This window comes from Mycobacterium paragordonae (assembly GCF_003614435.1).
Lineage (GTDB): Bacteria > Actinomycetota > Actinomycetes > Mycobacteriales > Mycobacteriaceae > Mycobacterium > Mycobacterium paragordonae.
The window spans coordinates 1,024,767-1,048,742 of record NZ_CP025546.1 but is presented as its reverse complement, the minus strand read 5'-3'; the positions used below and the strand labels follow the sequence as shown (position 1 = coordinate 1,048,742).

Below are 23,976 nucleotides of genomic sequence, written 5' to 3'. Positions count from 1 at the left end.
TGGCCGCACATTCGCTGCCGAGTGTGAAGCTGGCCGCACATTCGGCGACGCCACGGTGGCTACGCTGGCGGGCATGAGTGAGCGCAGTCAGCCGCCGGTAAGACCGCCCTGGTGGCTCAAGCCCATGAACAAGGTCTTCATCCAGATGTCGAAGCTGGGCATGAACTTCGGCGGCGAGAGCCCGGTGGTGTTGACGGTGCCGGGCCGCAAATCCGGCAAGCCTCGGTCTACGCCGGTGACACCGATGACGTTGGACGGTAAGCAGTACGTCGTGGCCGGCTTCCCGGGTGCCGACTGGGTCAAAAACGTCAGGGCCGCAGGCGAAGTCACGCTGACTCGCGGGCGCAAGAGCGAACGCGTCCGGTTGGTGGAACTCTCGGCGGCCGACGCCAGACCGGTGCTGCGGGCGTTTCCCACCGAGGTGCCGACCGGTGTGGGTTTCATGAAGCGTTCCGGCCTCGTCGAGGACGGGCGTCCCGAAGAATTCGAAGCGCTCGCCGGGCGCTGTGCGGTTTTTCGTTTCGACACATGATGCTGCGGTTGCTGATCGCCGTCGCGGTTGCGGCTTGTCTGGTGGGGGTGCCGCGCGCGACCGCGGCCGCGCCCGGGTGCCCGCCCGGCGGCACCCCGGTACCACCCGGCTCCGCGACCCGGCAGATCGGCGACGTCGACGGGGACCGCCGGCCCGACACCTTATGGGTCGGCAAGTGGCAAAGTCCGGACGGTGCCATGACACGCGCCGTCGGCATCGCCACCGCCAGCGGGGCGGACAGCGACGTTCCGGTTGTGTCGGCCAGCCCAATACCACTGCGCGCCTTGGCAATCGAGGTCCAGGACGGCCATCAGGTGATTGCCAGCGTGGGCCGCAGCGCGCCGCTGTACGCCTTCGCCGACTGCCGGTTGCAAACCGTCGTAGACAGTCACTACGGCAGGCCGTTCGTATTCGATCTGGAGAACTTGGCGGGCAGCGGCACCGGCGTGGGGTGCAGCGAGATCGGCGGCGGACGCAACCTGGTCGCACTGCAGGCGCTGGGCAGCGGCGATCAGTGGACCGTGCGGCGCACCGAGATCGACCTGAACGGGCTCCGGGCCACTACCGGAACCTCCGATACCCTGACGGCCACGTCCGCGCAGGACCCCGCGGTGACGACCGCCCAGACGATCAGTTGCGGCGAGCGCACCATCGACCAGGATGGAGTCCAAGAGCCTTGAGTGACAATCCTTTTGACAGTACGCAGTGGCGACTCGTCGACGGCTTCGACGATCTGACCGACATCACCTACCACCGGCATGTGCGCGACGCGACGGTGCGGGTGGCGTTCGACCGTCCCGAGGTGCGTAACGCGTTTCGGCCGCATACGGTCGACGAGTTGTACCGGGTGCTCGACCACGCACGGATGTCGCCGGACGTCGGGGTGGTGTTGTTGACCGGCAACGGGCCCTCACCCAAGGACGGCGGCTGGGCGTTCTGCTCCGGCGGAGACCAGCGCATCCGCGGGCGCAGCGGCTATCAGTACGCCAGCGGCGAGACCGCCGACACGGTGGACGCGGCCCGGGCCGGCAGGTTGCACATCCTCGAGGTGCAGCGGCTCATCCGGTTCATGCCGAAGGTGGTCATCTGCGTGGTCAACGGGTGGGCGGCCGGCGGCGGGCACAGCCTGCACGTTGTCTGTGACCTCACCCTGGCCAGTCGCGAACACGCGCGTTTCAAGCAGACCGACGCCGACGTCGGCAGCTTCGACGGTGGTTATGGCAGTGCGTATCTGGCGCGTCAGGTGGGACAGAAGTTCGCCCGCGAGATCTTCTTTCTCGGCCGCCCGTACACCGCGGAGCAGATGCACCATATGGGTGCCGTCAACGAGGTCGTCGACCACGCCGAGCTGGAAACGGTTGCCATCCAGTGGGCCGCTGAGATCAACGCGAAATCGCCTCAGGCACAACGGATGCTGAAGTTTGCGTTCAACCTGCTCGACGACGGCCTGGTGGGTCAGCAGCTGTTCGCCGGCGAGGCCACCCGGTTGGCGTACATGACCGACGAGGCCGTCGAGGGTCGCGACGCGTTCCTGGAGAAGCGGCCGCCGGACTGGAGCCCCTTCCCCCGATATTTCTGAGCAAGGGTGCGCTACGGCGCCTCGTCATCCTCATCAGATGCCAGCGGTCGTTCGGGGTGGTGCATGCAGTTGGTGCGGGGTCGTCCGACGTCCAAGTGTTTGGGTGGGCGCCATTCGACGATGCCGTTGATGTTGCGGCGGGTGGTGTATTTGTGGAGTTCGACGAGTCGGTTGTCGGGTGGGCAGGCCAGGCCGAGTTCGTCGATGTGGGTGCGGCGGGTGTTCATCCAGCCTTCGAGGTGGTGGGCCTGGGTCCAGTAGCCGGGCACGGTGCAGCCGGGGCGGGTGCAGCCGCGGTCTCGGCCGAGCAGGGCCAGGCGTTGTTCGGGGTTGGCCAGGCGTTTGCCGTGGTAGAGGGCCAGGGTTTTGTCTTTGTGGAAGATCGTCAAGTAGTGGTGGGCTGGGGAGGCCAGCCGGAGGACGTCGGACATGGGCAGCAGGGTGCCGCCGGCGGTCAGGGCGCGTCCGGCGCCGGCTTCGAGTTCGGCCAGGGTGGTGGTGATGATGATGGTGGTGGGCAGGCCGTGGTGTTGGCCGAGTTTGCCGGATTTCAGCAGGGTGCGCAGCGCGGTTTGCAGGGCGTCGTGGGTGCGTTGGGCGGGGGTGCGGGTGTCGCGGTCGACGGCTTCGGCGGGGGCGCGTCCGTCGATGACGGGGGTGGGGTCGTCGGGGTTGCACATGCCGGGGGCGGCGAGTTTGGCGATCACGGGTTCGAGGGTGGCGCGGAGTTCTGGGGTGATCAGTCCGCGGATCTGGGACATGCCGTCGGGTTGTTGGCGGCCCAGGGTGATGCCGCGGGTGCGGGTGGGTTCGGGTTCGTCGGGTGAGAAGTCGCCGTCGGGTTTGAGGCAGTCTTTGAGCACCTGGGCGTATTCGCTGAGTTCGTCGGGGCGGAATCCGGTGGCGGCCAGGGCGAGTTTGTCTTCGGCGTAGGCGCGGGTGGCGGCATCGACGGTGTCGGGCAGCTTGGCGAAGAATTTGCGGATGACCGTGAGGTTGGCGTCGCTGAGGTGTCCGCGGCGTTGGGCGGCGGCGGTGGCGGGTAGCACCGGGGTCAGGGGTTGGCCGGTCAGGGCGCGGCGCGGGCCCAGGTCGGCGGCCTCGGCGATGAGCCGGTGGGCGTCGGTTTTGGTGATCCGCAGCCGGTCGGCCAATGCCTGGCCCAGGGAGCCGCCCAACTCCGCGTTGGTGGCCCGGGTGTCCAGTTGGTTGATGACCGCATGCCCGGGTACGCGCAACGTGCGCACCACCCGGGACATGGCGTCGATGATCCCCAACAGTCCCGCGGTGTCCGGTGCCTCGAACGTCAACTCGCACAAGCGTTCCGCGCATGCCTCGAGCCCGCCGAGAACCTCGGCGATCTCCTCGCACATGCTCGATGACATGCCCCCAATTCTACGAAGAGGCACTGACAAGTCGGCGTCCGGAAACTTCTGAACCAACAGCAGCACAGGCTATTTCGCGTTGATGCGTTCCTGTCGGGCGAGCCTCACCGGCGGACAAGGCCACCCGGCCCCCGACTCGGCGGCGCACAGCCAGAGATGCCCCGCCTAGACTCCCACCGTGAGCAAGAGTCCGCTGCGCCGGTTGACCGATCAGATCGTGCTGGCCAGCATGCGCCCGCCGGTGACGCCCCAAGTGCTGCTCAACCGGCCGGCGATCAAACCCGTCGACCTGCGCGGCAAGCGCGTCCTGCTCACCGGCGCCTCGTCGGGCATCGGGGAGGCAGCGGCCGAGCAGTTCGCCGAGCGCGGTGCCACCGTCGTCGTCGTCGCCCGGCGTCGGGACCTGCTGGACGAACTCGCCCACCGAATCACCACCGCGGGCGGCACCGCGATGTCCATCCCCTGCGACTGCTCCGACATGGAGGCCATCGACAGCCTGGTCGCCGAGGTCGAGCAGCGCATCGGCGGCATCGACATCCTGATCAACAACGCCGGCCGGTCCATCCGCCGGCCGCTGGCCGAATCGCTGGAACGCTGGCACGACGTCGAACGCACCATGGTGCTCAACTACTATGCCCCGCTGCGCCTGATGCGCGGGCTGGCGCCCGGCATGATCGAGCGCGGCGACGGCCACATCATCAACGTCTCCACCTGGGGTGTGCTCAACGAGGCCGCTCCGCTGTTCGCGGTCTACAACGCGTCCAAGGCGGCGTTGACCTCGGTCACCCGGATCGCCGAAACGGAGTGGGGCCCAAAGGGTGTGCACTCCACGGCTCTCTACTACCCGCTGGTGGCCACCCCGATGATCGCGCCGACCAAAGCCTACGAGGGAATGCCCGCATTGACGTCCGAAGAGGCCGGCGAGTGGATGATCACCGCGGCCCGCACCCGCCCGGTACAGATCGCGCCCCGGATGGCGATCGCGGCGAAGGCGCTGAACACCGTCGGCCCCCGCTGGGTCAACACCTTGATGCAGGCCCGCAACAACCAACACGGCTGAGCCGAGGAGGGTGCCGTGACAGACATCTGGACCACCATCGCCGCCGAGCGGGGCGCCCTCGCCGATGACCTGACCGCGCTTACCCCGGCGCAGTGGGACACACCCTCCCTGTGCGCCAAGTGGACGGTCCGCGATGTCGTCGCCCACCTGTCCGCCACCGCGTCGATGACCCCGGTGAAGTTCTTCGCCGGCATGGCCAGGGCGGGTTTCAGCTTCTCAAAGTTCTCCAGGGGGCAGCTCGACAAGCACCGCGGCCCCGACCCGGCCGCCACGCTGGCCGACTTCCGCGGCCTGGTGCGCTCCACCTCAGCGCCGCCGGGCCCCAAGGTCTCCTGGCTGGGCGAGATCGTCATCCACGGCGCCGACATCCGGCGTCCACTGGGCATCCCGCACACCTACCCGCCGGAAGCGGTCCGCCAGGTGATCGACTTCTACAAGGGCTCCAACATGCTCAGCGGCGCCAAGACACGGATCGCCGGTCTGTCGCTGCGCGCCACCGACGACGACTGGCAGCACGGACAGGGCGAGCCGGTCGAGGGGCCGCTGCTGTCGCTGCTGCTTGCCATGACCGGCCGGGCCGCGGCCTGCGACGATCTGACCGGCCCGGGCGTGGCGACGTTGCGCAACCGGTGCTAGACACGAACACATGGAGATCCTGGCGAGCCGCATGCTGCTCCGACCGGCGGACTATCAACGCTCGCTGGCCTTCTACCGCGACGAGATCGGCTTGGCGATCGCCCGCGAGTACGGCGCGGGCACAGTGTTTTTCGCCGGCCAGTCGTTGCTGGAACTGACCGGCTACGACGAGCCGGACCATTCCCGGGGACCCTTTCCCGGCGCGCTGTGGCTACAGGTGCGCGACCTGGCGGCAACCCAGGACGAGCTGCGGGGCCGGGGCGTGCCGATCGCCCGCGAGGCCCGGCAGGAACCGTGGGGTCTGCACGAGATGCACGTGACCGATCCCGACGGCGTCACGCTGATTTTCATCCAGGTTCCGCGAGGTCATCCGTTGCGTACCGACACCCGGCAGTGAGTGGGGACGAACCGAAGATGAACTGCTAGGTAACATCTGGCGACGACTCGCGATATTCCTGCATTTCCCCTCGTCATCCGTTCGACAAGGGTTACTCCGACCACCAGAATCAGGGCCTGTGAACATTCAGCTGTTCCTCTTGATCATCGTCGTGATCACCGCACTCGCATTCGACTTCACCAACGGCTTCCACGACACCGGAAACGCCATGGCGACCTCCATCGCCAGCGGCGCTCTGGCGCCGAAAGTCGCGGTCGCGCTGTCGGCGGTGCTGAACCTGATCGGCGCCTTCCTGTCCACGGCGGTGGCGGCAACCATCGCCAAGGGGTTGATCGACGCCAACCTGGTGACCCTGGAGCTGGTGTTCGCCGGCCTGGTGGGTGGCATCGTCTGGAATTTGCTCACCTGGCTGCTCGGCATACCCTCGAGCTCCTCGCACGCACTGATCGGCGGCATCGTCGGTGCGACCATCGCTGCCGTCGGCGGACACGGGGTGATCTGGAAGGGCGTGATCTCCAAGGTCCTCATCCCCGCCGTCATCGCGGCGCTGCTGGCGATCGTCGTCGGCGCGGCAGCCACCTGGCTGGTCTACCGGATCACCCGCGGCACCTCGGACGAACGCACCGAGGCCGGGTTCCGGCGCGGGCAGATCGGGTCGGCGTCACTGGTCTCGCTGGCACACGGCACCAACGACGCCCAGAAGACCATGGGCGTGATCTTCCTGGCTCTGATGTCCTACGGGTCGGTCAGCAAGACGTCGTCGATGCCGCCGCTGTGGGTCATCGTGTGCTGCGCCCTGGCCATGGCGGGCGGCACCTACCTGGGTGGCTGGCGAATCATCCGCACCCTGGGCAAGGGGCTGGTGGAGATCAAGTCGCCGCAAGGCATGGCCGCCGAATCCTCTTCGGCCGCAGTCATTCTGCTGTCGGCCCACTTCGGCTACGCACTGTCCACCACGCAGGTCTGCACCGGCTCGGTGCTGGGCAGCGGGGTCGGCAAGCCCGGCGCCGAGGTCCGCTGGGGAGTGGCGGGCCGGATGGCGACCGCGTGGCTGGTGACGCTGCCGCTCTCCGGCCTCGTCGGCGCGGTCACCTACTGGATCGTGCACCTCATCGGTGGCTATCCCGGCGCCATTGTCGGGTTCTCGCTGTTGATCGCGGTGGCGGCCACCATCTACCTGCGCTCGCGGCGGGTGAAGGTCGACCACAAGAACGTCAACGCCGACTGGGAGGGCCACCTGACGGCCGGTCTGGACGCCGCCGAGGAACACGAACTGCCGTCGCCGCCACCCCCACCGAGCCCCGCGCCGCCGAGTCCGCCGAGTCCGCCGGCACGTCAGTACGGGTCCGACGGCCAGATCCCCGCACGGAACGCGTCATGAACGGCTGGTTCAACTACGAAGCCACGCTGAAGATCCTGCTCTTCAGCCTGCTGGCCGGCGCGGCGCTACCGGGCTTGTTCGCCCTGGGCGTGCGGCTTCAGGCCGCCGGCGGCGGCACTCTCAACTCGAGCGGTATCGCCGGGAGACCTCGCCCGCTGCTGACCGGCATCGCCTGGCTCATCTATGCCGTGGTTCTCGTGGTGGTCGTCCTGGGCGTGCTCTACATCGCCAGAGACTTCATCGCCCACCACACCCACTACCCGTTCCTGGGCGCGAAACCGTAACGCGGAGTTCCTCGTCAACCGCGTTTCGGCGCTGGCCCGGGGGGTAAGTTGATCGCACAATGAACCGTTTTCTCAGTTCGATCGTCTCGTGGCTGCGCGCGGGATATCCGGACGGCATTCCGCCGACGGATTCCTTTGCCGTGCTGGCGTTGCTGGCCCGCCGCCTGACCAACGACGAGATCGTCACGGTGGCCAACGAATTGATGCAGCGCGGCGAACTCAACATCGACAAGATCGACATCGGCGTCGCGATAACGCAACTCACCGACGAACTGCCGTCGCCCGATGACGTCGAGCGCGTCCGCAAGCGACTCGCCGCCCAGGGCTGGCCCCTCGATGACGCGCGCGACAACGGAGACCACGCATAGCCGTCCTGCGGGCACTGGGTGTCGCACCGGGCTCGGCGACCCGGCAGTTGCTACCCGCCCTGGGCCGGGTGCTCGACGGCGCGGACTCAGCGCTGGTGGCCGCGCCGGCACACGACATCGACGCCACGGTGCGCGGCCTGCGCGTCGGTGAAGAGATCGACGACGACGTCGCCCTGGTGGTGACGACGTCGGGAACCACCGGCGCTCCCAAGGGCGCGTTGCTGACCGCCGCCGCGCTGCGGGCGAGCGCGACGGCCACCCACCAGCATCTCGGCGGACCGGGGCGCTGGCTGCTGGCCATACCGCCCTACCACATCGCCGGGCTGCAGGTGCTGATCCGCAGTCTGCTGGCGGGGTCGGAACCGGTCGAGCTGGATGTCTCGGCCGGCTTCGATATCGGTGAATTGCCCAGCGCGATAGACCGTTTGGGCTCCGGGCGGCGGTACACGTCACTGGTCGCCGCCCAGCTGGCCAAGGCGCTGACCGATCCCGCTGCCACGGCCGCACTCGCCGAGCTGGACGCCGTCCTGCTGGGCGGCGGGCCCGCGCCACGACCGGTGCTCGAGGCCGCGGCCGCCGCCGGTGTCACGGTGGTACGCACCTACGGAATGAGCGAGACCGCGGGGGGCTGCGTCTACGACGGCGTTCCGCTGGACGGAGTTCAACTGCGGATCCGCGACGGCGGCCGCATCGCGCTCGGTGGCGCAACCCTGGCCAAGGGCTATCGCAACCCGGTCGATCCGGATCCGTTCGAAGATGGCTGGTTTCTCACCGATGATCTTGGCGCCGTTGATGATTCGGGCGTCCTGACGGTGCTGGGCCGCGTCGACGACGCGATCAGCACCGGCGGCCTGACGGTGTTCCCGGGTCCCGTCGAGGCGGCGCTGTTCACCCATCCCGCCGTGGCGGACTGTGCGGTTTTCGGGGTTTCCGACGTACGGCTGGGCCAGCGGGTGGTTGCCGCGGTGGTGCTGCATGCCGGATCCGCGGCGCCGACCCTGCAGGAGCTGCGGTCCCATATCGCGCGCACCCTGGACGCCACCGCCGCGCCCCGGGAGTTGCATGTGGTCTCCGAGCTGCCGCGCCGCGGCATCGGCAAGGTCGACCGCCGGGCGTTGGCACAGCAGTTCGGTCAATAGGCTGCTTCCTTTCAATAGGCTGCTGATGTGAAGATCGCGCGCCGGGAAACCTTGGCGGTGGCGACCGCGGCCGTGCTGGTGGCTGCGGCGTTCGTGCTGCCGCGGATGAACGTCGGCGTCAAGCCGCGGTCGGACATCGGGCTGGAGCGGTTCGCCATGCGCGCCGGCGCCGCTCCGATCTTCGGCTACTGGGACATCCACTTCAGCTGGGGCACCGCGGCGGCGATCGTCATCGCGGCGGCCGCGGTGTTGTGGGGTCCCGCTGTGGCGCAACGACTTTCCTGGCGGACGCTGCTGCTGGGCAGCTGGGCCACGTCGGCCGCGTGGGCGTTGTCGCTGGCGCTGATCGACGGTTGGCAGCGCGGCTTCGCGGGCCGGCTGACTACCCGCGACGAATACCTGTATGAGGTGCCCGGCATCACCGACATCCCGGCGACGCTGCGCACCTTCGCGAGCCGGATCGTCGACTTCCAGCCGCACTCATGGACTACCCACGTGTCCGGCCATCCACCGGGCGCACTGCTGACGTTCGTGTGGCTGGACCGGATCGGCCTGCACGGCGGCGCCTGGGCCGGACTGTGGTGCCTGCTGATGGGTTCCAGCGCGGCCGCGGCCGTGCTGGTCGCCGTCCGCGCGCTGGCCGGCGAGGAGATGGCGCGCCGGGCGGCCCCGTTCGTCGCGGTGGCACCCACGGCGATCTGGGTCGCGGTGTCGGCCGACGGTTATTTCGCCGGCGTGGCGGCCTGGGGCATCGCGCTGCTGGCGGTGGCGGTACACGGCGGTGTCCGGTTCCCGGCGCTGGCCGGTGCGGGCGCGGGGCTGGTGCTGGGCTGGGGCGTCTTTCTGAGTTACGGCCTGGTGCTGATCGGGCTGCCGGCGTTGGCCGTCCTCATCTCGGCCGCCGACTGGCGGGCGGTGTTGCGAGCACTCGGTCCGGCCGTGCTGGCAGCGGTGGCGGTGGCGGCGACGTTCGCGGTCGCGGGGTTCTACTGGTTCGACGGCTATGACCTGGTGCAGCAACGCTATTGGCAGGGCATCGCCAAGGACCGGCCCTTCCAGTACTGGAGCTGGGCCAACCTGGCGTGTGTGGTGTGCTCGATCGGGTTCGGTTCGGTAGCGGGCATCAGCCGGGTCTTCGACCGCGCCGCCATCCGCCGGCGCAGCGGCCTGCACCTGTTGCTGCTGGCCGCCCTGGCCGCGATCGTCTGCGCCGACCTGAGCATGCTGAGCAAGGCCGAGACCGAGCGGATCTGGCTGCCGTTCACCGTGTGGCTCACGGCGGCGCCGGCGTTGCTTCCGGTGCGCTCGCACCGGGTGTGGCTGGCGGTCAACGCCGCCGGGGCGCTGCTGCTGAACAGCGTGATCTTTACGAACTGGTAGCGACGCCTGCGGTGGCCCGGGCGAAGCGACTGGTGTGCCCGCATGCCTGACGCACCCCCGCGACATCGGCGATGACGTCGATGTCGGCCAGCTCTTGCACCAGAGCAACATCAAGACCATTGTCCTGCAACGCTTTACGCGTCAGATCGCCGGTGTCGGACTGCGACATCGGGACGCCGCGCAGGCACTGAGCGTCGGCCGGATCACGTACTCCCAGAATCCACCAGCCACCGTCCTGCGCCATTCCGAGCACGGCCGGGGTCTCCAGCAACCGGCGCGCGCAGACGGACAGCAGTTCGACGGTGACTTGCGGCGTGTCCATCCCGATCTGCAGCACCGGGTAGCCCGCGCTCGCCGCGTCGGCGTGCGCGTTGGCCAGGCGGTCGGCGAAGTCGTCGCCGCGCTGTTCGACGACGGTGAACGCGCCGAGCAGTTCCCGGATCTCAGCCGCGCCGGCGGCGTTGTCCAGGTTTCCGGTCAGGGCGATCACGCGTGCGGCAACCGGGGCCGCGGCCACCGCATCCAGCGTGTCGAGCAGCGCGGCGGCGGCGATCTCGGCGGCAACGCGGTTTCCGACCGTCGCGGCCAGCCGGGTCTTGGCCAGCCCGGGCTCGGGCGCTTTGGCCACCACCAGCAGCGTGACCGGCAACGTCACGAGATCACCTTCCAGAAGTCCAGAATGGCGGTGACGCTGCCCCGCAGCGATCCGCTGACCTTGGATTTGCCGCCGGTCCGTGGGCCGTAGCTGATATCGAGTTCGACTACCCGCCAGCCCGCTGCGGCGGCGCGAACCAGCAGTTCCAGCGGATAGCCCGATCGTCGGTCCGCGACGCCCAGATCGAGCAGCGCCTCGCGCCGGGCCACCCGCATGGGCGCGATGTCGTGGACCGGTAACCGGTGCCGGGTACGAAGCCGCCAGCTCATCACGACGGTGCCCACCCGGGCCACCCACGGCCAGTGCAGGCCGGCGACCGGGCGTCGCCGTCCGGTCACCATGTCGGCGCCGCGCTCCAGCTCGGCGACCAGTCTGGGCAGGTCGCCGGGGTCCATCGAGCCGTCGGCATCGATCACCGCCACGATCGGCGTGGTCGCGGCGACCACACCCGCGTGCACCGCCGCGCCGTATCCCGGCCTGGACTCGGCCACCACCCGGGCACCGTGGCGGGCCGCCACCGCGGCGGTGCCGTCGGTGCTGTTGTTGTCGACCACGAGCGCCTGGTAACCGGGCGGGATGGCGGCGAGCACGCCCGGCAACGACTCTTCCTCGTTGAGACAGGGCAGCACGACGGTCACCTCGGACATGGAGAACCCTGACGCCGCGAGGTCAGCTCACCGGGGACCGCTGCCGCCGCTGCCCCCGCTGCCGCCGCTTCCGCCGGACGGCGGCTTGGGCGCCTGCTGGGTCGGCGGCTTCGGGGCGACGGTCTGCGGCGCCTGGGTTTGCGGTGCCTGAGTCCTGGGCTGCGGCGCCTGCGTCGGCTGTGGCGCCTGCGTCGGCTGCGGCGCATACGTCGGCTGCGGTGCCTGCGTCGGCTGCGGGGCCGCAGTGGTGGGTTGCGGCGCGTAGGTGGTGGGCGCGGGAGCCGCGGTAGTCGGCTGCGGCGCGTACGTCGTAGGCGGAGTGGTCACCGCCGCGGTCGTCGGCGGCGTCGTCGCAGCAGTCGTCGGCGGCGTGGTCGGTGGTGTCGTCGGCGGAGTGGTGGGCGGCGTCGTCGGCGGTGTGGTCGGCGGCGTGGTGGGTGGTGTCGTCGGCGGTGTGGTGGGTGGTGTGGTCGGCGGGGTCGTGTACTCCGTCGTCGGCGGGGTGGTCGGCGGCGTCACGATCGGCCAGGTCGGCATGCCCGGCTGCCAGCCCGGGTACGGCGGAATGAAGATCGGCACGGGCGCCGGCACCGGAACCGGAACCGGGGCGACCGGCTCGGGAGCGGGGACGGGAGCGGCCGGCACCTGACGGGGAATGTTCTGCACGGCGGGGATGCTGCCGCCCTGGAAGCCCGCGGTGGGCAGGTCGGGCGGCGGCGGCGGAACGGGTGCTTGCTGCTCGGTCGGCAACAGCGGCATGAACTTGCCCGGCTGCGCGTTCTGGTGGCCTTCGACGGGCAGCGTGGACGCGGTCGGGCGGACGGTGACCGCCACCGCGACGGCCAGCGACGCGAACCCGAGGACAGCAAACCCCATCACCGCGTTGCTGATCAGCAACCGCTTGAGATTGTGCGGCTTTCCGCCGCCCGCTTCGGGGTCGTCCTCGTCGAATCCGTCATCGAATTCGTCGTATTCGTCGTATTCATCGCCGTAATCACTGAGGCCGTCGGTGTCGACCGGAAGAATGTCGTATTCACTGGCCTGCGAATACGCCAGCTGTTCGTCCCCGCCGCCGGGTTGTCCCGCGTCCGGCGACGAGACATGGGCGGTCGCGTCGCCCGGTATCTGCGCCGCCATGGTGGCGTCCGGGGAAGCGGTCGGGGCGGCCATCGTCGCGTCGCCGGCAAACCCCTGGTGACCATGTGCCTGATTGGCCAGGCCCGGGTGCGCCATCGTCGCACCCAGCCCCGATGCGTCCGGAGACGAGGTAGGGCCACCACCGGGACCGCCGGCCGACAGACCCGGCGCGTCCGGGGACGACGAGGGACCGCCGCCCGGTCCACTGCCGGATAAAGAGGGTTGCGCCATCGTCGCGGCCCACCCCGAGGCGTCCGGGGACGACGTGGGACCACCACCGGGACCACCGGCCGACAGACCCGACGCATCCGGGGACGACGTGGGTGTGCCACCCGGCCCACCGGCCGACAACCCCGACGCATCCGGGGACGACGTGGGGGCGCCACCGGGCCCTCCGCCGGCGAATCCCTGGTGCCCCATCGGAGCATCGAGCGACGAACCGGCAACGCCCGCCGCCCCGTCGGCAGGGATCACCGGGGCCGCCATCGTCGCGTCGGCCGCAGCGCCCTGCGCCAGCGCGAAGTTGGCGTCCGGCGGGATCTGCACGCCCATGGTCGAGGCGGACTGCAGGTGGTCGGCGAACATCGCGGTCTGCTCGGCCGAGCTGCCTACCACGAGGACGTCGTTGGGGCTGCCGGCCTGACCGGGAATCTGGGACATCAAGGTGTCGAACGTTGCCCCCGGATCGTTCTCCACCGGGGTCGACGCCAGGATCGTCGGCGGCGCGTCCGGATCCCCCGACACCGCCAGGCTCGCCGTTTCGTTGCCGATCAGCAGCACCGCCGCAGCGCCCCGCCCGGGCCCCAGCAGCGCGCCGGCCGCTTTCGACTCCGAAACCACCTGCACGTTGGGAACGCGGGCATAGTCCAGCGCCTGGCGCAGTTGGTCGGCACGGTAAGGGTCCGACCAGACCAGGCGGGTGGCCACCAGCCGGTGGCCTTCGTCGGCCAGCAGACGATTGGTGCCGACCACGGTTTCGGTCAGGTCCGCGACCGGGTCCCCCGACAGCTCGACCGTGGACTGGTCAAGTGTCTGGTTACCGCGAGCGGACGCCTCAACCAGAGCCAGGCGTGCGACCTGGCCGGTGACGGCCACCCCCAACACGACATCCATTTAAGGCTCCCCTTCGGCCGGCTACCCCAGAACCAGCTATGTCCCGGCGTCACTACACTTTGTACCGTCGGCAATATTCGTTATTCGGGCTTGGAGAAATCTTGGAGGCAAGCCCCATGAGCGCAGCGTAATCGGATTCCCACCCCCTAGGGATGCTCACCAACGATCCCGTCCACCTTCATAACCTGTTCACAGCCACTGCCCCACATCCGAATGGAGAATATGTTCGCAAGGGAACAACGCAGTGGGCCTGGCAGGGGGTTCCCTTGCGACACTACCGAACCTGCCCCGGCAGTACCCGACCTCGATCCCTGGGGGGCATCGTGAGCCTGAACACCGACGACACGCCGACGGGCCCGATCGTGGGCGCCCGGCAAGCTCCGCCGAGCGCCAATCGTCCCGGCCCCGGCCCCCGACCTCCCGGTTCCCTCACCCAGCGACGCAACCTCTTCCGCGACATCGCCGCCTTGCTCCTGCTGTTGCTGGCCCTGGCGTTCCCGTGGAATCTGTACTTCGGCCTGGGAATCCCCGACAGCAGCTTGGTGTGGTGGGGACTGCTCGCGCTGGTGACGGTGCTGTCCCTGCTGTCGCTGGTGGTGGCACGCCGCGCATCTGACGCGGGTTCGGGCGCGCGGCTCCGGCTCATCCTCAACATTCCCTACCTGGTGCTGATCGCCGGTTTCGTCGGCTACGACGTCTTCGAATCGATCCTCTCGGGTGGCACCGTGCACGTGCCGGGTGGCGTCGGACCGGGCGGATGGCTGGGTGCCGCCGGAGCGCTGCTGGCGGCGCAGCCCACGCTCACCAGCCCCACCACCGAAGAGCAACGCTACGAACGGTGGTTGCGCGGCGCCCGGCTGCTCGGCTACGTCTCGATGTTCGGCGCTTCCCTGAGCGCCGGATTCAACCTGTGCTGGCGGGTGCGTTATGCGCTGCAGAACGCCGGCGGCTCGGAGGCGTTCGGCACCCGCAACACCACGGTCATTCTCAGCGCGGTGGTGTACGGCGTGGTCGCGCTGACGGCGGTGCTGGTGGCCTCGCGCTGGATCCTGCGCAACACCCCGGCGTCCCGATTCGCCATCTTCGCCCTGGGCGTCTCGTCGCTGCTGGCCGGGATGCTGGTGTGGGCTCTTCCGGCCGGCCGCGAGATCGACGCTTTCCACGGCATCGAGCAGAACACCTCGACGGCGGGCGTCGGCTACGAGGGCTACCTCGCCTGGGCGGCGGCCGCGGCTCTGTTCGTGCCGCTGACTCTGTTCAGCGGCCCGGAGGTGTACCGGGACCGGGAGGTGTGGCGCAACGCGATCCGCAAGGGCCTGACGCTGATCGTCGTCTGGTGCTTCGGTTCGGCGCTGATGCGGATCACCGATCTGCTGGTCGCGGTGATGCTGAACTACCCCTCGTTCCCGTACAACTCCCTCACGCTGGCCGCCTTCGACGTATTGACCGCGGTGCTGGCGCTGTGGCTACGCGTCAAACTGGCGTCCGGGGCATTGCGGTCGCGGCTGATCACGTGGCTCGCCGGGCTGGTGTTCACTCTCGCGGTGTCCCGGATCATCCTGGGCGTCGTGCTGGCGCCGCGCTTCGAGCAGGCGGCGTCGGTCAGCCCGGTCTACGGCAACGACCTCGCCCAGCAGATCACCAGCACCTTCGACGTGACGCTGTCCGGTCTGGCGCTGTTCATCCTCGCGGCCGTCATCGTCGCGGGCCAGATCCGTAAGCCGCGGCGCCGGCGTCGGCCGGTTCAGCAGCGTCCAGTCGCCAGGACGCGGCCCCCGGCCCCGATCCCGACCCGTCCCGGCGCTCCCCCGCGGCCGTCGGAAGCCAGTACGACGCGGTTCGGCGCCCCCCGGACCGAGCACGACGCCCCGACGTCGGTGCTGTCCGCGCCGGGTCCCGCGCCGCGGATCTTCCGGTCCAGCGAAACCACCGGGCCAGTGCGCCCGAAGATCTTCCGGCCCCCGAACAACCCTCGGTAGGCCGGCTACCGCAGCGGAGCGAACGCGAACTCGCGCAACCCCGCCATCGGTTCCACTGCCGCCCGGAAACCCAGGACCTCTGCCGCGCGGGCGGGATCGGCGACGATGTGTCGCACGTCCCCGCTGCGGTACTGCCCGGTGACGACCGGTGACAAGTCGCCGCCCCGCGCGCGGCACAATGCGTCGGCCACCTCCCGGATCGCGATCGGGCGCCCGGAGCAGACATTGGCCGCGGTGAACCCGGCCGGATCCGTGTTCATCGCGGCGAGGTTGGCCGCGGCGATGTCGTCGACGTGCACGAAGTCCCGCATCTGACCACCGTCCTCGAAAACCCGCGGCGGCTCGCCCTTTTCCAGTGACGACCGGAAGATGGCCGCCACCCCGGAATAGGGCGTGTCGCGCGGCATGCCCGGCCCGTACACGTTGTGGTAGCGCAGCGCGACCACCGAACCGCCGGTGGCCTCCGTCCACGCCAGCGCGTAGTGCTCCTGGGCGGTCTTGCTGGCTGCGTAGAGGCTGCGGGGCCGCAGCGCCGCGTCCTCGTCCACCAACTGCCAGCCGACCGGTTCACCGCAGTGCGGGCAGCGGTGCTCGAAGTTTCCGGCGTCCAAGTCGCTGCGCCGCCGTGGCTGCGGGTCCACCAGTCCGTGCTCACCGCACCGATAGCGGCCCTGCCCGTAGACCACCATCGACGACGCCAGCACCAGCCGCGAGACGCCGGCGGCGAACATCTGCGCCAGCAGCACCGTCGTGCCGAAATCGTTGTGGCCGCCGTACTCGGGGGCGTCGGCGGCGTTCACCCCGGCGCCCACCATCGCGGCCTGATGACACACCAGGTCCACTCCGGCCAGCAGGGGGGCGAGGGCCTCGGCGTCGCGGACGTCGACCCGGTGACACCCCTCCGGGAGGACGGCGTCCGGACCGTGCGCAGCGGGCAGCAGGACATCGACGCCGACCACTTCATGACCGGCGGCCGTTAGCGCCGCCTCGACCCGGGAGCCGATGAATCCGGCCGCTCCGGTCAGCAGCACCCTCATGGCAGCTCGAAAGGCAACGGAACCCCGGCGTGCTGGAGGCAGTGCGTGCAGGTGCGCTCGGCCGCGACGCCACCGATCGCGGAGCGCACCAGCTGCTTGAACATCTCGATGTTCTGCCCGAACTCGGCGAACACGTCGACACCCTTCACGCCTTCGCCGACGGCCACCCCGGCATCCACGTCAGTGATCAAAGCTATTGCCGCATAACATAATTCAAGCTCACGAGCGAGGATGGCCTCCGGATATCCGGTCATGTTGACCAGGCTGAACCCGGCCGCGGCGAACCACTGACTCTCGGCCCGGGTGGAAAAGCGGGGGCCCTGGATCACCACCATGGTGCCGCCGTCCACCACGTCGGGCAGGACGGTGGCCGCGGTGCGCAACGTCGGGCAGTACGGGTCGGCGAAGCTGGTGTGCACCCCGCCGGTATCGAAGTAGGTGTCCGCCCGGCCGCTGGTGCGGTCGACGAGTTGGTCGGGCACCACCACCGCGCCCCGCTCGATCGCGGGATTCAGACTGCCCACCGCACAGGGCGCGAACACCCGCCGGACACCCAGCGCGCGCAGCGCCCACATGTTCGCCCGGTACGGGACGGTGTGCGCCGAATACTCGTGTTTGGCGCCGTGGCGGGGCAGAAAGGCGACCTCATGGTCGCCGACCGCGCCGATCGTGATCGGGGCACTGGGTTCACCCCACGGGGTGTCCGGGTGGACGGTTCGGGTGTCTGAATCGAAGAACGTATAGAAGCCGGTACCGCCAATCACTCCGAGCACCCGCGCAATCTTATGCATAGGGCAGGATGCGGTGGTGGCCAGTTTTGCCCAGTGGATCTCCGGAGCGCGCCCGCGCACGCTGCCGAACGCGGTAGCCCCCGTGATCGCGGGCACCGGCGCAGCGGCCTGGCTGCACGGTGCGGTGTGGTGGAAGGCGCTGTTGGCGCTCGCTGTGGCGCTGTCGTTCATCGTCGGCGTCAACTACGCCAACGACTACTCCGACGGAATCCGCGGCACCGACGACGAACGCGCCGGCCCGGTGCGGTTGGTGGGTTCGCGGCTGGCGGCCCCGCGAGCGGTCCTGACGGCGGCGCTGGTGAGCCTGTTCGTCGGTTGCGTGGCGGGGCTGGCGCTGGCGCTGGTCAGCGCGCCGTGGTTGATCGCGGTGGGCGCGGTGTCGGTGCTGGGGGCCTGGCTGTACACCGGCGGGTCGCGGCCGTACGGCTACTCGGGACTGGGCGAGGTCGCGGTGTTCGTGTTCTTCGGCCTGATCGCGGTGCTGGGCACGCAGTACACACAGGCCCTGCGGATCGACTGGGTGGGCCTGGTGCTGGCGGTGGGCATCGGGGCGCTGTCGTCCTCGGTGCTGGTCGCCAACAACCTGCGCGACATCCCGACCGACGCGCAGTCCGGAAAGATCACCCTGGCGGTGCGACTGGGCGACGGCCGCACCCGGGTGCTCTATCACACGCTGCTGGTCGTCCCGGGTCTGCTGACACCGGTGCTGATGCTGGCGACGCCGTGGTGCGCCGCGGGTCTGGTGGCGGCGCCGCTGGCCCTGCGCGCCGACCGGCCGGTCCGGTCCGGCCGCGGCGGCCCGGAGCTGATCCCGGTGCTGCGTGACACCGGCCTCACCATGGTGGTGTGGTCGATTGCGGTGGCTGCCGCGCTGGCGTACAGCGGGCACGCCTAGAGTCGATCACGCCCCGGCGGCATCAGGGAAGATGCTGCGGCGGCGGGAAGGACGCGGGTAATGACGGAGATCGCCACGGTCAGTGGCCCCACGAATATCGGACTGCTCAGCGTCGGGGCATACCGTCCCGAGCGCGTCGTCACCAACGAAGAGATATGCCAGAACATCGACTCGTCGGACGAATGGATCTACTCACGCACCGGAATCAAGACCCGCCGGTTCGCCGCCGACGACGAGTCCGCCGCCTCGATGGCGGCCGAGGCCTGCCGGCGCGCCCTGAAGAACGCCTCGCTGTCGGCCTCCGACGTCGACGGCGTGATCGTCACCACCAACACCCACTTCTTGCAGACCCCGCCGGCCGCCCCGATGGTCGCGGCCGCCCTGGGCGCCAAAGATGTTCTCGGCTTTGACATCTCGGCCGGGTGTGCCGGGTTCGGCTACGCGTTGAGCACGGCGACCAACCTGATCCGCGGCGGCGGCGCCCGCAAGATGCTGGTGGTCGGCACTGAGAAACTGTCGCCGACGATCGACATGTACGACCGCGGCAACTGCTTCATCTTCGCTGACGGCGCCGCCGCGGTGGTGGTAGGCGAGACACCGTTCCAAGGCGTCGGACCGACCATCGCGGGCAGCGACGGCGAGCAGTCCAGCGCGATCCGGCAGGACATCGACTGGATCACGTTCGCGCAGAACCCCAGTGGCCCGCGACCGTTCGTGCGGCTGGAAGGTCCGGCGGTGTTCCGCTGGGCGGCCTTCAAGATGGGCGACGTCGGGCGCCGTGCGCTGGAGGCCGCCGGGGTCGGACCCGACCAGATCGACGTGTTCGTGCCGCACCAGGCCAATACCCGGATCAACGACCTGCTCGTGAAGAACCTGCAGCTACGTCCGGACACCGTCGTCGCCAACGACATCGAGCATGCCGGGAACACCTCGGCCGCCTCCATACCGCTGGCGATCGCCGAACTCATGGACACCGGGGCGGCCAAACCGGGCGACCTGGCCCTGCTGATCGGCTACGGCGCTGGCCTCACCTACGCCGCACAGGTCGTGCGGATGCCGCTGCACAGCGACTGATCCGCTCTATTCCTCGGGTCTGTCGGGGGTGTGGGCCTCACCGCGCAACCGGGCCTGCAACTGCTCACGTTCCCGGCGCCGGCGCTCTCCGGACACCGCGAGCGTGGCGGTCGCGCGGCGCCGCAAGGGACTGAACACCCACATGCCCAGCGGCATCGAAATGATCAGACCGCCGAGGGCGGCCACGAACAGCGGAAAGTCAGCCACGCCGAGCAGGCGCGCGAACCCGTAGATTCCGGCGGTGACGACGACGAACAGCAGCAACCTGGCCGCCACGTACAGCAGGACTGCGACGACGCCCCGGGCAGCGGCACTACCGTCACCGGTCTTGTCGTTAAGCGCTTCTGGCACAACCTGAGCCTACGGCGCAGGTATATTTGCCCAAAGGAGGTGTCGAGTGCTTTACCTGCTCGTCGTCCTTGTTCTGGGGACGTTGATCTATCTCGGCTGGCGCGCGGCGCGGTCGCAGACCAGCCCGCCGAAGACCCGCGTCATCGGGCCCGACGACGATCCGGAGTTCTTGCGCCGATTGGGCGACAACAAGCCGCGCTAGACGAAGTTCGGGTTGGCCCGCCGCTGGTCGGCCGGGAACCCGTCGGCGACCACCGCAGCCAACTCGGCGACGGCCTCGCGAGTGTCCCGCTTCAACCGGTCCAGGCTGATTTCGGCGCCTTCCTCGAGGTGGGCATCGAAGGGCACCACCCGGACCGCCCGGCACCGCCGCGCGAAGTGGTCGATCACCTTGTCCATGTCGACCTTGCCGGAGCGCGACCGCACCGCGTTGATCACCGCGACGGAGTTGCGCACCAGGTCTTCGTAGCCGTGGGCTTCCAACCAGTCCAGAGTCGCCGAGGCGCTGCGGGCACCGTCGATGGAGCCGGAGGCGACCACGATCAGCACGTCGGACTTCGCCAGGACGGCCGACATCGTCGAATGGAGCAGGCCCGTGCCGCAGTCGGTGAGGACCAGGCCGTAGAACCGCTCGAGGATGTCGAGGGCCCGGGTGTAGTCGTCGCCGTTGAAGGCCTCCGATACGGCCGGGTCGCTTTCGGAGGCCAGGATTTCCAGGCCGTCCGCGTTCTGCGAGGTGTAGCTGCGAACGTCGCTGTACCGGTCGATGCTGTCCGCGTCGCGCAGCAGGTGCCGCACCGTCGCCGGCGTCTCGAGCGGAACCTTCTGGCTCAGCGTTCCGCGGTCCGGGTTGGCGTCCACCGCGACCACCCGGTCACCCCGCACGGACGCAAAGGTGGACCCTAGTGACGCGGTGATGGTCGTCTTGCCGACCCCGCCCTTCAGCGACAGCACCGCGATGCGGTAGCAGCCGCGCAACGGCCGGTTGATCTGGGCGACCAGGTTGTTGTGCCGCATCGCGCGCGGGCCCTCACCCAGGTTGATCAGCTGACCCGACATCACGTAGAGGGCCCGGCGCCAGCCCTCCGATGGCGGCGGCTTGACCGGGCGCAGCAGCACGGTCGTGGACAGCTCGGGGTACGGCGCGTGCGGTAACGGTTCCGGACGGAACTGGGGCCGCTCCGGGGTGCTGGGGGTTTCCGGTGGCCCGGGGTAGTACGCGCCGTAGGCGGTCGGGTCCACTCGGGTGACACCGGTCACCGGACCGGTCGTCGGGCCGGCATCCCACTGGGGACGCTCCAGCTCGGCGGTCTGGTGCGGTGCCGGGCCGGGCTCGGCGGGGGTGTTACGCCGCTCGGTGCGGAACCCGCTGAACGCCCGGGTGGGCGCCTCGCCGACGGCGTCGGCGGCCGGCTTGAACTCCGTGGTCGGCTGATCCGGACTGACGTTCGGGCTGCCCGTGCCTTCTCCATTGCCCGGGTGAACCCGCGGCGCCCCCGCGCCCGGCGTCGGATGCTCTGACACTCCACTCCCCCTCTCTCGCGTGGCCTGTCTCGCGTGGGTCAGCCAACGCCCGCGTAGGAGTGCAGGCCGACCGTCACCAGGTTAACGAAGAACAGGTTGAAGACCATGGCGACGAATCCCACGACGTTGATCCAGGCGGCCTTGCGATCCCGCCAACCCGCGGTTGACCTGGCATGGAGGTAGGCGGCGTACACCACCCATGCGATGAAGGACACGGTTTCCTTGGGGTCCCATCCCCAGTAGCGGCCCCACGCCTCCTCCGCCCAGATCGCCCCGAAGATGACCCCGAATCCGAACACCGGGAAGGCGAAGATCGTGGTGCGGTACGCGATCCGGTCCAGCGTCTGGGCATCCGGGAACCGCTGCACCAGCCGCGGTAGCCGGCCTCGGGCGTCCGGCTCGCCGAACCGCGACGTGCGCAGCAGGAACAGGATGCTGGCGATACCGGCGACCATGAAGACCCCCGAGCCGAGACTGACCACCGACACGTGGATGGGCAGCCAGTAGGACTGCAGGGCCGGCATCACCGGCGCGGCGTTGGCGTAGAGCCAGCGGCCGGAGACGGTCAGCAGGATGAGGATCGGCAGCAATAGGAATACCCACAGCGGCCGGTACTGCGGGCGGCGCAGCACGACCGCGCCGGCGATCAACCCGGACATGCAGGTCAGGTTGATGAACTCGTACATGTTGCCCCAGGGCACCCGCATGGTGGCCAGTCCCCGCAACACGATGCAGGCGAACAGCAGACCGATGCCGAGGTAGAGCACGGCCAGGCCGGCCCGGCCGACACGTTCGTCGAGCGGCCGCTGCTGCGTCTCGGCCACGATCCCGGGCGCGACGCTGTCGGTGGTCACCGTCCCGGCGGCCACGGCCACCGGTTCGAGCTTGCGCGCGCGGACGTAGGCGAGCTCGTAGGCCAGCAGCAGCAGTGCCACCACCAGCGCCACCACCGCCGACGTGAACGCCCAGTCGGAGTACCGGGCCAGGCCGATGTTGATGTGCTGGGTGTTCATGTGACGTCCACTTTCGTTTCGGCTTGCTCGGGGACTTTGCCGAACCCGGCCACCAACCGCTCGGTCAGCCGTTCGAACTCGTCGCCCCATCCGGAGTTGTCGGTGCGCGCCAGACCGCCCAATTCGACGTCAACCGTAGCTGGAGTACCGGTTGTGGGCGTCAGGCGAACCCAGACCCGGCGCCGGCGCACCAGCAGTGACACCAACAGCCCCGCCATCATCGAGATCGCGAACACCAGCACCCAGATCTGCCCGGGGTCGTGCGAGACCTGCAGGTTGACGAACGGCACCGCGCCGTCGAAGCGGACCGTCGTGCCGGCCGCGGGACCCTGGTCGATACGCACCTGGTCGCCGACGCGCAGATTGACCCGCTTCTCCTTGGTCAGCCGGCCCTGTTCGATCAGCCGCGGATCGAGGTTGAACAGCGACTGGGGCCGTCCGGTGTCCAGGCCGGTGTCGCCGCGGTAGATGTCGATGGCCACGGCCGGGTCGTTGAGCGCCGGGAACTGCGACGACAGCAGGGTGCCGTCGAGTTGCTCGGTGGGCGCCAGCAGGCCCTGGATGGCGATCTCGTGTTGCCGGCGCTCCTCGGCGGTGGGGTAGCTCCCGGCCGGCGGGTCGATGCGCGCCACGCCGGAGGACAGCAGCGTCTGCGGATTGTCGGGCCGCCACTGCACGGTCGAGGTGCGGGTCTGGCCGTTGGGGAACGTGACGGTGAAGGTGGGGGCATAGCCGTGCCCCTGTAGGTACACCCGGTTGCCGCCGATGCGCAGCGGGTGGTTGACCTCCAGCCGGTAGGGCCGCCAGGTGTTGGACGTCAGGTCGTCCCCGGCCTGGTAGGCGATGTCGGCGGCGAACGAGGTGGCCTGTCCCGAGGGCAGGTAGTTGGCCTGGAAGTTGTTGACCCGCAAGCAGATCGGGTGCAACGACGTGCCGTCGACGGTGTTGCCGGCGCGGAACGAGTCGAACACCGCCGGCGACGCCGAGCAGAATCCCGGTCCGCCGTCGGCGATGACGATGACGTTGCCCTCGTAGCCGAACAGCTTGCCGGCGGCGACGGCGACCAGCAAACCCAGCAGCGAGAAGTGGAAGACGAGGTTGCCGAACTCCCGCAGGTAGCCCTTCTCGGCAGAGACCTCGACGGTGTCGCCGGTGCGACGGGTGGTGGTGCGCCAGCCCCGCAGCCGGTCGGTGACGGTGGTGGCCAGGGCCTCGGCGTCGCCGGTCGCCCGGGCTTCGGCGTGCTTGGGCAGCCTGGACAGGTTGCGCGGCGCGGCCACCGGCTTGGCCCGCAGGCTGCGGGCGTGCTCGAAGATCCGCGGGGTCAGGCAGCCGACCAGCGACACGAACAGCAGCACGTAGATGGCGGTGAACCAGAAGCTGGAGAAGACGTCGAAGGCCTGCAGCTCGTTGAGCCACGGCCCGATCATCGGGTGGGTGTGCAGGTATTCGTCGACCTTGCCGGCGTTGAGGCTGCGCTGCGGCAACAGTGCGCCGGGAATCGCGCCGAGCGCCAGCAGGAACAGCAGCACCAGCGCGGTGCCCATGGACGTCAGCGACCGCCAGGTGTTGCGCACCCTCCCCGCGAGCGCTCTGGGCGCGAGCAGACGCAAAATCGC

25 protein-coding genes are annotated in these 23,976 nt (G+C 69.4%); 15 read left to right on the top strand and 10 right to left on the bottom strand.

Annotated elements, in window-relative coordinates:
* Positions 1-73 precede the first annotated feature (73 nt).
* From C0J29_RS04865 to C0J29_RS04855, 3 genes are read left to right on the top strand one after another with little or no spacing between them, the layout of a single operon-like run.
* Entirely contained in the window at positions 74-532 is a 459-nt protein-coding gene (locus tag C0J29_RS04865; protein WP_120791675.1) for a nitroreductase family deazaflavin-dependent oxidoreductase, read from the top strand.
* The gene (locus tag C0J29_RS04860) at positions 529-1,212 is read left to right on the top strand and encodes a hypothetical protein (protein WP_242460354.1); all 684 of its coding nucleotides are present in this window, start codon (positions 529-531) and stop codon (positions 1,210-1,212) included. The genes C0J29_RS04865 and C0J29_RS04860 overlap by 4 nt, the downstream gene beginning before the upstream one ends.
* Positions 1,209-2,111 carry a 1,4-dihydroxy-2-naphthoyl-CoA synthase gene (locus C0J29_RS04855; RefSeq protein WP_120791674.1) on the top strand — a complete coding sequence of 301 codons (903 nt, stop codon included), beginning with the start codon at positions 1,209-1,211 and terminating at the stop codon, positions 2,109-2,111. Before C0J29_RS04860 ends, C0J29_RS04855 begins: the two co-directional genes overlap by 4 nt.
* Before the next feature lie 11 nt (positions 2,112-2,122).
* On the opposite strand, the gene C0J29_RS04850 is transcribed toward C0J29_RS04855, so the two are convergent.
* A complete protein-coding gene (locus C0J29_RS04850; protein ID WP_120791673.1) occupies positions 2,123-3,496 on the bottom strand; it encodes an HNH endonuclease signature motif containing protein in 1,374 nt (457 codons plus the stop codon).
* A gap of 178 nt (positions 3,497-3,674) precedes the next feature.
* Between C0J29_RS04850 and C0J29_RS04845 the strand changes: the two genes are divergently transcribed.
* The 8 genes from C0J29_RS04845 to C0J29_RS04810 all read left to right on the top strand — a co-directional run bounded on the left by C0J29_RS04845 (position 3,675) and on the right by C0J29_RS04810 (position 10,141).
* Entirely contained in the window at positions 3,675-4,556 is an 882-nt protein-coding gene (locus C0J29_RS04845; RefSeq protein WP_065162622.1) for an SDR family oxidoreductase, read from the top strand.
* 15 nt (positions 4,557-4,571) lie between these two features.
* On the top strand, positions 4,572-5,192 hold the full coding sequence (locus C0J29_RS04840; protein WP_065162623.1) for a maleylpyruvate isomerase family mycothiol-dependent enzyme: 621 nt from the start codon (positions 4,572-4,574) through the stop codon (positions 5,190-5,192).
* A gap of 10 nt (positions 5,193-5,202) precedes the next feature.
* Complete coding sequence (locus C0J29_RS04835) at positions 5,203-5,589, top strand: VOC family protein (protein ID WP_065044604.1); 387 nt, start codon at positions 5,203-5,205, stop codon at positions 5,587-5,589.
* Between the two features lie 118 nt (positions 5,590-5,707).
* Positions 5,708-6,970: an inorganic phosphate transporter gene (locus C0J29_RS04830; protein WP_065044603.1), complete on the top strand. Its 1,263-nt coding sequence runs from the start codon at positions 5,708-5,710 to the stop codon at positions 6,968-6,970.
* Positions 6,967-7,254: a hypothetical protein gene (locus C0J29_RS04825; RefSeq protein ID WP_065162624.1), complete on the top strand. Its 288-nt coding sequence runs from the start codon at positions 6,967-6,969 to the stop codon at positions 7,252-7,254. The genes C0J29_RS04830 and C0J29_RS04825 overlap by 4 nt, the downstream gene beginning before the upstream one ends.
* 59 nt (positions 7,255-7,313) lie before the next feature.
* Positions 7,314-7,622, top strand: a complete 309-nt coding sequence (locus C0J29_RS04820; RefSeq protein WP_065044601.1) for a DUF3349 domain-containing protein — start codon at positions 7,314-7,316, stop codon at positions 7,620-7,622.
* A gap of 68 nt (positions 7,623-7,690) precedes the next feature.
* Positions 7,691-8,761, top strand: a complete 1,071-nt coding sequence (menE, locus tag C0J29_RS04815; protein WP_065162625.1) for an o-succinylbenzoate--CoA ligase — start codon at positions 7,691-7,693, stop codon at positions 8,759-8,761.
* 27 nt (positions 8,762-8,788) lie between these two features.
* Positions 8,789-10,141, top strand: coding sequence for a hypothetical protein (locus C0J29_RS04810; RefSeq protein WP_065162626.1), 1,353 nt, complete (start codon positions 8,789-8,791; stop codon positions 10,139-10,141).
* On the opposite strand, the gene C0J29_RS04805 is transcribed toward C0J29_RS04810, so the two are convergent.
* The 3 genes from C0J29_RS04805 to C0J29_RS33570 are packed head-to-tail and all read right to left on the bottom strand — an operon-like array spanning position 10,128 to position 13,693.
* Positions 10,128-10,796, bottom strand: coding sequence for a TIGR04282 family arsenosugar biosynthesis glycosyltransferase (locus C0J29_RS04805; RefSeq protein WP_120791672.1), 669 nt, complete (start codon positions 10,794-10,796; stop codon positions 10,128-10,130). The genes C0J29_RS04810 and C0J29_RS04805 overlap by 14 nt on opposite strands.
* Complete coding sequence (locus C0J29_RS04800; RefSeq protein ID WP_197748188.1) at positions 10,793-11,443, bottom strand: glycosyltransferase; 651 nt, start codon at positions 11,441-11,443, stop codon at positions 10,793-10,795. The genes C0J29_RS04805 and C0J29_RS04800 overlap by 4 nt, the downstream gene beginning before the upstream one ends.
* A gap of 27 nt (positions 11,444-11,470) precedes the next feature.
* Positions 11,471-13,693, bottom strand: coding sequence for a DUF7159 family protein (locus tag C0J29_RS33570; RefSeq protein ID WP_163761718.1), 2,223 nt, complete (start codon positions 13,691-13,693; stop codon positions 11,471-11,473).
* 458 nt (positions 13,694-14,151) lie between these two features.
* Here C0J29_RS33570 and C0J29_RS04790 point away from each other — a divergent pair, with 458 nt between their 5' ends.
* Positions 14,152-15,672: a DUF7937 domain-containing protein gene (locus C0J29_RS04790; protein WP_240748795.1), complete on the top strand. Its 1,521-nt coding sequence runs from the start codon at positions 14,152-14,154 to the stop codon at positions 15,670-15,672.
* A gap of 5 nt (positions 15,673-15,677) precedes the next feature.
* Here the strand turns inward: C0J29_RS04790 and C0J29_RS04785 are convergent, their stop codons facing one another.
* Both C0J29_RS04785 and C0J29_RS04780 read right to left on the bottom strand, forming a co-directional pair.
* Entirely contained in the window at positions 15,678-16,709 is a 1,032-nt protein-coding gene (locus C0J29_RS04785; protein WP_120791671.1) for an NAD-dependent epimerase/dehydratase family protein, read from the bottom strand.
* Positions 16,706-17,500, bottom strand: coding sequence for an S-methyl-5'-thioadenosine phosphorylase (locus tag C0J29_RS04780; protein ID WP_065162631.1), 795 nt, complete (start codon positions 17,498-17,500; stop codon positions 16,706-16,708). Before C0J29_RS04780 ends, C0J29_RS04785 begins: the two co-directional genes overlap by 4 nt.
* A gap of 16 nt (positions 17,501-17,516) precedes the next feature.
* On the opposite strand from C0J29_RS04780, the gene C0J29_RS04775 reads away from it, so the two are divergent.
* The gene (locus C0J29_RS04775) at positions 17,517-18,395 is read left to right on the top strand and encodes a 1,4-dihydroxy-2-naphthoate polyprenyltransferase (RefSeq protein WP_120794553.1); all 879 of its coding nucleotides are present in this window, start codon (positions 17,517-17,519) and stop codon (positions 18,393-18,395) included.
* Between the two features lie 60 nt (positions 18,396-18,455).
* Entirely contained in the window at positions 18,456-19,469 is a 1,014-nt protein-coding gene (fabH, locus tag C0J29_RS04770) for a beta-ketoacyl-ACP synthase III (protein ID WP_065162632.1), read from the top strand.
* A 6-nt stretch (positions 19,470-19,475) separates the two neighbouring features.
* Here the strand turns inward: fabH and C0J29_RS04765 are convergent, their stop codons facing one another.
* On the bottom strand, positions 19,476-19,820 hold the full coding sequence (locus C0J29_RS04765; RefSeq protein WP_065044591.1) for a DUF4229 domain-containing protein: 345 nt from the start codon (positions 19,818-19,820) through the stop codon (positions 19,476-19,478).
* 46 nt (positions 19,821-19,866) lie between these two features.
* Between C0J29_RS04765 and C0J29_RS04760 the strand changes: the two genes are divergently transcribed.
* Positions 19,867-20,022, top strand: coding sequence for a hypothetical protein (locus tag C0J29_RS04760; protein ID WP_120791670.1), 156 nt, complete (start codon positions 19,867-19,869; stop codon positions 20,020-20,022).
* On the opposite strand, the gene C0J29_RS04755 is transcribed toward C0J29_RS04760, so the two are convergent.
* From C0J29_RS04755 to C0J29_RS04745, 3 genes are read right to left on the bottom strand one after another with little or no spacing between them, the layout of a single operon-like run.
* Complete coding sequence (locus C0J29_RS04755) at positions 20,019-21,344, bottom strand: MinD/ParA family ATP-binding protein (RefSeq protein ID WP_065162634.1); 1,326 nt, start codon at positions 21,342-21,344, stop codon at positions 20,019-20,021. The genes C0J29_RS04760 and C0J29_RS04755 overlap by 4 nt on opposite strands.
* A gap of 38 nt (positions 21,345-21,382) precedes the next feature.
* The gene (ccsB, locus tag C0J29_RS04750) at positions 21,383-22,357 is read right to left on the bottom strand and encodes a c-type cytochrome biogenesis protein CcsB (protein WP_065162635.1); all 975 of its coding nucleotides are present in this window, start codon (positions 22,355-22,357) and stop codon (positions 21,383-21,385) included.
* Positions 22,354-23,904, bottom strand: a complete 1,551-nt coding sequence (locus C0J29_RS04745) for a cytochrome c biogenesis protein ResB (protein ID WP_162951601.1) — start codon at positions 23,902-23,904, stop codon at positions 22,354-22,356. The genes ccsB and C0J29_RS04745 overlap by 4 nt, the downstream gene beginning before the upstream one ends.
* Between the last annotated feature and the right edge of the window lie 72 nt (positions 23,905-23,976).

Bases quoted from the DNA above. Each gene is read 5' to 3' on its own strand.
- C0J29_RS04785 (WP_120791671.1), bottom strand. From the start codon at position 16,709: ATGAGGGTGCTGCTGACCGGAGCGGCCGGATTCATCGGCTCCCGGGTC.
- C0J29_RS33570 (WP_163761718.1), bottom strand. From the start codon at position 13,693: ATGGATGTCGTGTTGGGGGTGGCCGTCACCGGCCAGGTCGCACGCCTG.
- C0J29_RS04865 (WP_120791675.1), top strand. From the start codon at position 74: ATGAGTGAGCGCAGTCAGCCGCCGGTAAGACCGCCCTGGTGGCTCAAG.
- C0J29_RS04825 (WP_065162624.1), top strand. From the start codon at position 6,967: ATGAACGGCTGGTTCAACTACGAAGCCACGCTGAAGATCCTGCTCTTC.
- C0J29_RS04745 (WP_162951601.1), bottom strand. From the start codon at position 23,904: ATGGGCACCGCGCTGGTGCTGCTGTTCCTGCTGGCGCTCGGCGCGATT.
- C0J29_RS04820 (WP_065044601.1), top strand. From the start codon at position 7,314: ATGAACCGTTTTCTCAGTTCGATCGTCTCGTGGCTGCGCGCGGGATAT.
- C0J29_RS04780 (WP_065162631.1), bottom strand. From the start codon at position 17,500: ATGCATAAGATTGCGCGGGTGCTCGGAGTGATTGGCGGTACCGGCTTC.
- C0J29_RS04800 (WP_197748188.1), bottom strand. From the start codon at position 11,443: ATGTCCGAGGTGACCGTCGTGCTGCCCTGTCTCAACGAGGAAGAGTCG.
- C0J29_RS04850 (WP_120791673.1), bottom strand. From the start codon at position 3,496: ATGTCATCGAGCATGTGCGAGGAGATCGCCGAGGTTCTCGGCGGGCTC.
- fabH (WP_065162632.1), top strand. From the start codon at position 18,456: ATGACGGAGATCGCCACGGTCAGTGGCCCCACGAATATCGGACTGCTC.
- ccsB (WP_065162635.1), bottom strand. From the start codon at position 22,357: ATGAACACCCAGCACATCAACATCGGCCTGGCCCGGTACTCCGACTGG.
- C0J29_RS04860 (WP_242460354.1), top strand. From the start codon at position 529: ATGATGCTGCGGTTGCTGATCGCCGTCGCGGTTGCGGCTTGTCTGGTG.
- C0J29_RS04835 (WP_065044604.1), top strand. From the start codon at position 5,203: ATGGAGATCCTGGCGAGCCGCATGCTGCTCCGACCGGCGGACTATCAA.